We start from the raw sequence: 668 nt of genomic DNA on the forward strand, positions 1-668 counted from the left end.
GGCCTTCAAAGGGTTCATCGGGAAAGGGCTCGGACATGGGTAAAACCCACACCTGGAAGCCTCCAGATCAATCTTCTCTTCACAATTTTGCAGAACAGGCACCAGGCATTTCACCAGGTGCAAACCTATTTTTCTTCAAAGGATATCTTCACCGCCATCTCGACACCAAATTGTATTGGTGGAGCTGAGCGGGATCGAACCGCTGACCCCCTGCTTGCAAAGCAGGTGCTCTCCCAGCTGAGCTACAGCCCCAACCATCACAAACACCTGACGCGCAAACGCCAGGATCAGGTAAACCATCAGGCGAACCGAGAATGGTGGGCCCGGGTAGACTCGAACTACCGACCCCACGCTTATCAAGCGTGTGCTCTAACCAACTGAGCTACGGGCCCATTCCTGGGGAAAGCAAATCAAATCAGGCAAGCCCAAATTCGTTTCGCCAATACAGGACGATAGTCCGTCGCCGGTCGTCCGGCGCCCTCGCGGAGCGCAGCACCGAAGGTGCGAACAGCGCGTGAGCGCAAACCAATGGTTCAATATCCTTTTGAAGAAAGAGAAACGTAGACGGCGGCTCGCGCCATACCGGAAGGACCAAAGTCTCTTGCGGCGTATTGCGTTTCGATGGTGATCTGACTGATCCCATCTATTGTTCTAAAAAGCACGGGAAG

Annotated in this window: 1 protein-coding gene and 2 tRNA genes; 1 reads left to right on the plus strand and 2 read right to left on the minus strand. The window is 53.9% G+C overall.

Annotated features, from left to right (window positions below; translation table 11 throughout):
- Nucleotides 1-188, plus strand: a 188-nt coding sequence (locus DYZ14_RS24285; protein WP_210209321.1) for a hypothetical protein, incomplete at its 5' end; no start/stop codon positions are given.
- Here DYZ14_RS24285 and DYZ14_RS24005 read toward each other — a convergent pair.
- A tRNA-Ala gene (locus DYZ14_RS24005) sits at nucleotides 177-252 on the minus strand. The two genes, DYZ14_RS24285 and DYZ14_RS24005, sit on opposite strands and share 12 nt — an antisense overlap.
- Before the next feature lie 63 nt (nucleotides 253-315).
- Nucleotides 316-392: transfer RNA gene (locus DYZ14_RS24010), tRNA-Ile, on the minus strand.
- Nucleotides 393-668 lie beyond the last annotated feature (276 nt).

The sequence above is a fragment of the Ciceribacter sp. T2.26MG-112.2 genome, from assembly GCF_900492205.1.
GTDB classification, from domain to species: domain Bacteria; phylum Pseudomonadota; class Alphaproteobacteria; order Rhizobiales; family Rhizobiaceae; genus Allorhizobium; species Allorhizobium naphthalenivorans_A.